Below are 6,902 nucleotides of genomic sequence, written 5' to 3'. Positions count from 1 at the left end.
GATCCGCCTCCCGCATCCAATCACGCTATGGAATCATGGCCAGCATCCGTTGGCCACCCCGCTGAAACCTGCTTAGATGCAGAGGTCTCGCCTTGCCCCCTTCGTTGCTCTAGCGGAGCAACGAAGGGGAACAGGAGTTCACCTGTCGATTACGTATAACCTTATCGGAATATCCTTATCGGATCACATGGTGGGCGAGGGCTCAGTTCTCCCTTCTCAATTTCAAGCCAAACGGTACGCGGATCCGCGGTCGAAACCACAGTATCCTCCCATCCTCCATCCATCGCACTCGACCGTCGCCCGTTGGCGCCGGGCGGCGCACCTGCCGCGGAGGGTCGGACGACCAGAGCATCTCCGCTTGAACCACTCGAACTCTCTGGTGAGACGGCCGTGATGGGTTGCCCATGCCCTCTACCCTCCCAGCGAGTCCCAGAAAAGCACTCTTTATCATGGAATTAGCGCAAGAAGCTCGGAACCTAAGTGAAGAAACCAGATTGACTTGATGCGGAGGCATTCGCGCAAGCCCTCTCGTGCAAACTCCTTGCACCGGTCTCCGCGGTTCGGGCCCCGTTCACTCGCTTAGAGCGGGGCTTTTCCCGATTGCGGAAGGATCGTCTCGCATCCTGCCAAGCGACCGAGAGCCACAGTCCAGCGGGAGAATGGGGAAAGCAGTGGCCGAAAAGCAACGGGCTTGCTGATAGGCTTTCAGCCCTCCCGCGGCCTCGCAGAAGCGTCCAAGAGTCTGACACGAAGCTTGGCGTATCAGCGCCTGAATGTAAGTGCACGCATGCAGACCGTAATCGGTGCCGTAAACGATCGGTTGAGTCGAAGCAAAAAGCGGCCAGAGACGGGTGAACCGCACTCCGTTTTTACCGGACACTGGCATAGCTCGATAAGGCATAGGCTGAGGGCTATGATGACGAGAATGTCTTCTGATCGCCGTTCATTTTCCGCCCCATGTCGTCCTGCCCAGGTGCTGGGCAAGTTGGCCGACTGCGGCGCGTGCGGGGTCCGTGGTCGCCGCTTGGCCCTTTCAGCGATACTGTCCTGTCTGGCACCAGCTTAGGCACGCTGCATTCAGACACCGCGCATGGCATGAGGGATATGCTGAGGAAAGGAAGATGCAGGAAGGACCGCCTCCCGTTTACGGTGTTGGCGGCCCTTCGCTGACGTTACTGTACCGCCCCTAAAGCACAGTAAAACCGCGAATTTACTGATTAGGTAAGATATAAATTCGTATTTCGCCGGCCTGTTGTACTGATAGCTCTTCGCTTCCCGCTCATCAATTCAGGCAAACGGCCTAATCCTTGGCAGGCTCTGGATTAATCCATGGAAAACAGACCAGCGAGAGCTGACTCAGCAGATGAGTTGCTCAAGGGAGCCAAGCGATGAGTTAAGATGAGACCATCCTGCCCGGATTGTTACGTCCCGAAACCCCTCCCCTGAACCAATTGCACACCTGCTGCCGCTGCTGCGGCTCTGGTGTTGACACCTAGAGCACGAAACAGGCCCGCCATATGCACCTTGACTGTTCCTTCCCCTAAACTCAGGGTCCGGGCGATTTCCTTGTTGGATTTGCCTTTTAGAAGGAGTTCAAGCACCTCGCGCTGCCGGGGCGTGAGGGTATCGGGTGGGCTGGTTTTGGGAGATTTTGCGTTAAGGACCGGTCCCTCCGTTACCAGGGATGCGATGCTGGCGATCGACGGTGGAACGTAAATTCGTCCGTCGACAATCATCTTGAGCGCTGACGTCAGCTCGGACGGAGTTTCGTTTTTCGGCACATAGCCGTGAGCACCAGCATCTAGCGCCATGAGAATATCGTGCCTTCGGAGTGACGTTGACACGACGGCGACTTGAACCTCGGGAAAGCAGTCGCGCACTCCCGTGAGGCTGCTTGCACCCTGGAGTCCGGGCAGGTTGAGTTCGAACACGCTCAGCCAAGTTTGAGGTTGTTTGATGAGATGATCGAACGCTTGGTCTAGGGTCGTCGCGTGATGGACCGTTGAGAAGCCCAGTCGGGTTGTTAGGATCGTTTCAACTGCAAGTCGAAAGTACTCATCTGGATCGGCAATCAGCGCGACCCGGCGTGACCTGTCCATAGTTGCCCCTTAGGGGTAGTTCCAACGTATAGAGTGTGAATGCTTTCATTACTGCTGTGGTTCCCTGAGACAGCAGGCCTAAAGGAGATCTTTGAAAGTGCCTAGGCTGGCTGGCCTACTAGGCAGGAGCATGAGGCTCTCACTATAAACACAGCTCTTTTCGTTCAAGGCGTAATATTACAGCACTGGTTAGGTTTGCAAAACGGTGGCCACCTACTATTTTCATATTCGCGATGAATTCGGTTTTGTCGAAGATGCAGATGGGATTGACCTCCCGGACCTGGCAGCTCTTGTCAGCGAGGTCATCCGGAGCGCAAATGAACTCTCCCGAGAAACGGCTGCTCATCGGAACATGCGGTTTGAAATTACCGATGCGACCGGACGGACAGTGCTCGTAACTCCGGTTCAGGATAGCATGACCTCTTGGGAGCTTATGGCCCGGTTGCCGGAGGCACAGAAATCAATGCAGTAGGGCTGGCCATGCGTTCATCGGAGATCTCGCTGCACAGCAGCCTACTTCCGGCAGATGCTCCCCTTCGCCAGCCGGAAACGTTGTTCAGACAAACTGGGCACCTTACGGCGCCTTTCTCATGACCGCGAAGCTGAATCGTCTGGCACGTCTTGTCATCTTCGTCTCGACCTTGATGAGGTCTGGCGCCGCCCTGATTGCAGACATGGGAGCCTCGGACGAAGCGATCCCCAAAGGGTCGTGGCTAGTCCCTCTTGAAGTTTACCGGCGTAATGGGCAGGTGCAGGTCGGGTTCGTAGCGCGGCTTGGTAGCGATGACTGCAGAGGTCCCGGACTTCGGGAGAACGGGCGCTGCGATGATTCCTGCAATAAAGACGAATGCTGCAATGATGAGTCCATACCGCCCATAGATAGAAACCAGATCCCTTCTCGTCATTCCGACCCTTGTGTTGTTGGAGTTGCCGGAGTCGTGCAGCTTGACTGTGGCCGGATCAAGACGTCGCTCGCGGCTCCTTCCCTCGTTACTACGGGCTCCTGGAAACGAGTGCAGGTAACCTTGGGTTGTTTGCTCAGAATGTTGGGGGGCGCCATCCTGTGCCTTGAAACACCTGCTCCACACATTACCGCCCGCGCTCGCAAGCCTCATGCGGGCATTGAATGGCTTCAGCTGACCTGCAGCGGTGGTCACTGGGAGGCATTCGACGTTTCGCCTCTGGAAGGCTGCCTTCGGGCGGGAAATGGCCGCCTGATGAGGCGCATTCCGATGTCAGAGTTCCAGACTCCTGCGACGGTTACGCGACTCCAAGATTGAGCAGCACGTTGACGGCTCCAACAAGGTTGTCGTTGGCGTCGTGCAAAGGGGTAGGAAACGGCCGGAAATGAATCCGGGTGCCATCCGGCCGCTCCGCAATCGCCGTCACACCCCGGATCCTCCTGTCCTCGCGGATCGCCACCGCCATCGGGCAGCGGTCATGCAGCAGCGGAGCACCATTAAGCTCGTAAATATGCCAAGAGCCGCACCAGCGGTCCCGTCCCAGAACCGGGCGTCGTCCCCACAGGGCCACGGCAGCCTCGTTGTAGAAGGTGATGCGTCCTGTCGCGTCGGTCGTATAGACCGCAAACGGGAGAGCCGCGAGGAGGTCGGCATACCGTTCCCCGGCCGATTGCTGATCCGCTGTGGCGCGACAGAGGTACTCAATGACCTGGTCGGGGCTGCTGTGCCTGGCCAGAAGCCGCAGCAGAGCCCTTCGCACATGCTTGCGAACGCTCAGGCTCGTTTCGTGTTCTGGCCGCGCGTCCGCCTTGGATGCAAGGCTCTTTTCTTTGGTTCCGGCTGTCCTCTCCTCAGCCGTGACCTGGAACAGGTAGAACCCATTGAATCGCACGCCCGTCTTAGCGGCTCGCTCAATAAAGCCTGGCGGCTTGGCGTCCTGAGGACTAAGAGAGCGCTCATACACCCACTGCTCGGCGCCAATAAAACCTGGGAGCGGGCAATCCTCGGGCACGGCGCAGAGGATCTCAGGCCGCCGCTTGTTCCTGAACAGGTTAAAAGCAAAGTTGAGTACGCCTGGTGTGGCTGGAGCCAACTGATGAACGGATCCCATGACGTTCCCTCCCGCGGCTGGCGTTTTTATGATTTTTTGATTCGTAAGATCGTAGCCCCATTCTGCTCTCCACCCAAGGGGTGCAGGCACGACGCGACCTGACACGCTCGACGGGCTCTTTCCCGATCTCATCCCACTCGTTCTGCAAGGAATTGATCTGTCTTGATCTCTTCGAAGGAGTTGCACTCGGGCGCGATGAGCCGGCGCCCATCCTCGCCCTGGGGGTAGCGTAGATGGGCAACCCTGATAGATGCGGAGTTACCGGGGGTGCCGGGCTGGATGCCCAACTCAAAGGTTGCGAAGGCGTGCATGGGCTGGTCTCACACGGATAAGAGCGCGAGGCCACACCCCGCCCGCGCCAGCGAAAGGCGGGTTTTGGAGCGGTGGCAATTTGCCCTTTAGATCCGGCACTCCGCCGAAGACAGCCGCCCAAGGTCCTGCTCCCGATGCTGGTAAAGGGCAGCAATGGCGACATGGGCAATGCGAGTGGCGATCTGCTCATCCTTCCCGTTGTCCGGCTCGGTGGAATGCTCCTCGGCTTCTCCGTGAAAGCTGGTGTCGGCACTCTCCCAGAGAGCCTCTTTGACGGCCCTTGCAACAACTTCGATCTCTTCCGTCTTCATGCCCACGTCCTCCCAGCGAATGGCTCTCCGCGGCGGCGATGCATGAAGGAAATCTTAGCCCCGTCCGGGTATCTTGGACTTGAAACCCATCAGGCAAGGGCCATCCGTCTTATGAAACCGTGCCCCCACCCGAGTGGGGTATCTCTTTGCACTTGGCACGGAAAGTACTCTTTCTCTGGCAGATGCTTGGCTCAAGGAGAGACCTTCCTCGCCAGCCCCATCGAACACGGCCTATGTTCTTGAAATCGCTATCGAAGAAGCCTGTTCACCCACACGCAGATATGGGCTGCCATTGACGCTATTGGGGAGGCCCAACGGATCTCAGTGTCGTCTCTTGCGGTAAGGGCCGGATTGGATCCGACCGCATTCAACCGCTCAAGCGGGTTGGCCGGGATGGCCGCGCGGATGGCCTTCGACTGAGACGCTGTCGAAAGTTCTCACAGTTGCCGGCATGAACCTCAGAGCCTTGGCTGACCTGATGGAAGCCGACCGGTCCAGGAGGCGCAGGATCGGGGTCAGTCCAGACCGAAAGGCAAAAGGACGAACAAGCGCCAGAGCGGCCAGGAACTATTCTCCTAGGCCCGGGTTCTCTTGGGCTCGCGTGGAACTCATGCACGGTGCGGTTGAATATGCACCGGGTTAACTGCACTTGGAGAACACACGGAAATTCGGGCGACGGCGATGCTATGTGCATTGCGGTACAGGAAGCTTGCCCTAATATTCTGTGGGGGCTGAACATGACCGATGATGAAATTGAGGCTGTGGCGGCGGAGCTGGCCAAAGCGGGTGGAGTGTCCTGGCATTCAGGGCAGGAGCGTGGTCCGTTGAAGCTGGTCATGGATCGTTACCGCGACCGGGCGCGCCTCGCCATTGCGACCCTCGACCGCCTCCGGACAACCAAGCATTCTCCTGGTGAAATGGAGGTCGAGCGGCCAGGACCAGCCGCCGAGAGCGATGTTGTTTCTGAGGGGAGCCTAGTCTTGTACCGCCCTCCCGGCGACAAGAGAACCTATCCCTGCCGGGTTGAAAAGGTCGAAGGCAGCCGCGTGTACCTTGTTCCTGAGCTACCAACCTGCACGGGCTGGGTCGATCTCGCCAACCTCTCCTCCCCGGCCATTCAGTAAGGTGTCTCAGCCATGACCACTTTCACCAACGGCAAGGACCTTGCTGAAGCTCTCTTTGACATCGACCTGTCGGCCAGTCCTGCGGAGGGTTGCGCACTATCCCGTTCAGTGCCCGCCCGCTACTTCTTCAATCTCACGAATGGCGAGACCATGATCCGCGATAAGGAGGGCATTGAGGCGTCCAGTCTCCAGGCGGCGGTAATCTCCGCCATGGAAGCCGTCGAGGAGCTTCGCGCCCAGGATCCATCCGACTCGGAGGAGTGGCAGGGCTGGCGGCTGGAGATTGGCGATGCCTCGGGCCAGGCGATCCAGGCGATCCCGCTTGATATTCTCTCGGCTCATTGACCAGGTGTCGGAAGCGCGTCGGCCTCTTGGGTGCAGTAACGGGCAAGGGCCGGCCCTCCCTGCGCTTATATACGAAACTGGCTGCGTGGCGCATCGGGCTAAGTCAACACGGAACCCCGTTCGGCACTATCCCGGATGGACTTTCTATTCACTACCGTTGACATGCCCTCTGAGAACAGATGGGCCCTAAACCGAACTGCGCGCCGTATTCGATGGGGACGTCGCCTTGATTTTCGGATCACGGCCGCTCCGCCTGCCCTTCTCGCGCACGATGACGGTGCCGAACGAGGACAGTTTTACGTTCTCAGCGTTCACCAGAGTGATGCAGATCTTCCCAAAGACATGGTAAACTTGGCTTCGGACCCCGTTCGCGAGAGACCAACCTCTTTGCAAGCCGCGTCTGGTAGATCGGCCCGAGTGGTGGTCTTGCCTGCCATGCGCGCGTGCTATCGTTATGCACAAGAAAAGCCCGCTGTCTCCAGCAGTCCAAGTTACAGAGACTTTATCCTCTGAAAGGGAACCATGCCGCAGGGGTAGAGGCGCCTCCTTGAAAAGCCGGTACTATTGATCTTCACGTCACGGGTGTAACATAGGGCGGTGTCCGTCATCGTGAGGAGGTGCGCGATGGAAGGCAACGT

Annotated in this window: 7 protein-coding genes; 3 read left to right on the top strand and 4 right to left on the bottom strand. The window is 58.2% G+C overall.

All coding sequences use genetic code 11. The features are described 5' to 3' along the window. Window positions 1-1,421: 1,421 nt before the first annotated feature. Window positions 1,422-2,099, bottom strand: coding sequence for a LuxR C-terminal-related transcriptional regulator (locus ILT44_RS29595; protein ID WP_204243192.1), 678 nt, complete (start codon window positions 2,097-2,099; stop codon window positions 1,422-1,424). A 205-nt stretch (window positions 2,100-2,304) separates the two neighbouring features. Here ILT44_RS29595 and ILT44_RS29590 point away from each other — a divergent pair, with 205 nt between their 5' ends. Further along, window positions 2,305-2,571, top strand: coding sequence for a DUF6894 family protein (locus tag ILT44_RS29590; protein ID WP_204243191.1), 267 nt, complete (start codon window positions 2,305-2,307; stop codon window positions 2,569-2,571). Window positions 2,572-3,359: 788 nt separating this feature from the next. On the opposite strand, the gene ILT44_RS29585 is transcribed toward ILT44_RS29590, so the two are convergent. Together ILT44_RS29585 and ILT44_RS29580 are read right to left on the bottom strand one after the other, a co-directional pair. After that, window positions 3,360-4,172, bottom strand: a complete 813-nt coding sequence (locus ILT44_RS29585; RefSeq protein WP_204243190.1) for a PAS domain-containing protein — start codon at window positions 4,170-4,172, stop codon at window positions 3,360-3,362. A gap of 398 nt (window positions 4,173-4,570) precedes the next feature. After that, window positions 4,571-4,795: a hypothetical protein gene (locus ILT44_RS29580; RefSeq protein ID WP_204243189.1), complete on the bottom strand. Its 225-nt coding sequence runs from the start codon at window positions 4,793-4,795 to the stop codon at window positions 4,571-4,573. 737 nt (window positions 4,796-5,532) lie between these two features. On the opposite strand from ILT44_RS29580, the gene ILT44_RS29575 reads away from it, so the two are divergent. Then, window positions 5,533-5,919: a hypothetical protein gene (locus ILT44_RS29575; RefSeq protein WP_204243188.1), complete on the top strand. Its 387-nt coding sequence runs from the start codon at window positions 5,533-5,535 to the stop codon at window positions 5,917-5,919. Between the two features lie 12 nt (window positions 5,920-5,931). Further along, entirely contained in the window at window positions 5,932-6,264 is a 333-nt protein-coding gene (locus ILT44_RS29570) for a DUF6894 family protein (RefSeq protein ID WP_204243187.1), read from the top strand. Window positions 6,265-6,450: 186 nt separating this feature from the next. Here ILT44_RS29570 and ILT44_RS31825 read toward each other — a convergent pair whose 3' ends face one another. Further along, complete coding sequence (locus tag ILT44_RS31825) at window positions 6,451-6,579, bottom strand: HU family DNA-binding protein (protein WP_204243186.1); 129 nt, start codon at window positions 6,577-6,579, stop codon at window positions 6,451-6,453. Window positions 6,580-6,902: the final 323 nt, after the last annotated feature.

It is taken from the genome of Microvirga arvi, from assembly GCF_016892765.1.
Classification (GTDB): domain Bacteria; phylum Pseudomonadota; class Alphaproteobacteria; order Rhizobiales; family Beijerinckiaceae; genus Microvirga; species Microvirga arvi.
Note: the sequence above shows the minus strand (reverse complement) of the source record. Positions and strands in the feature narration are given on the sequence as shown.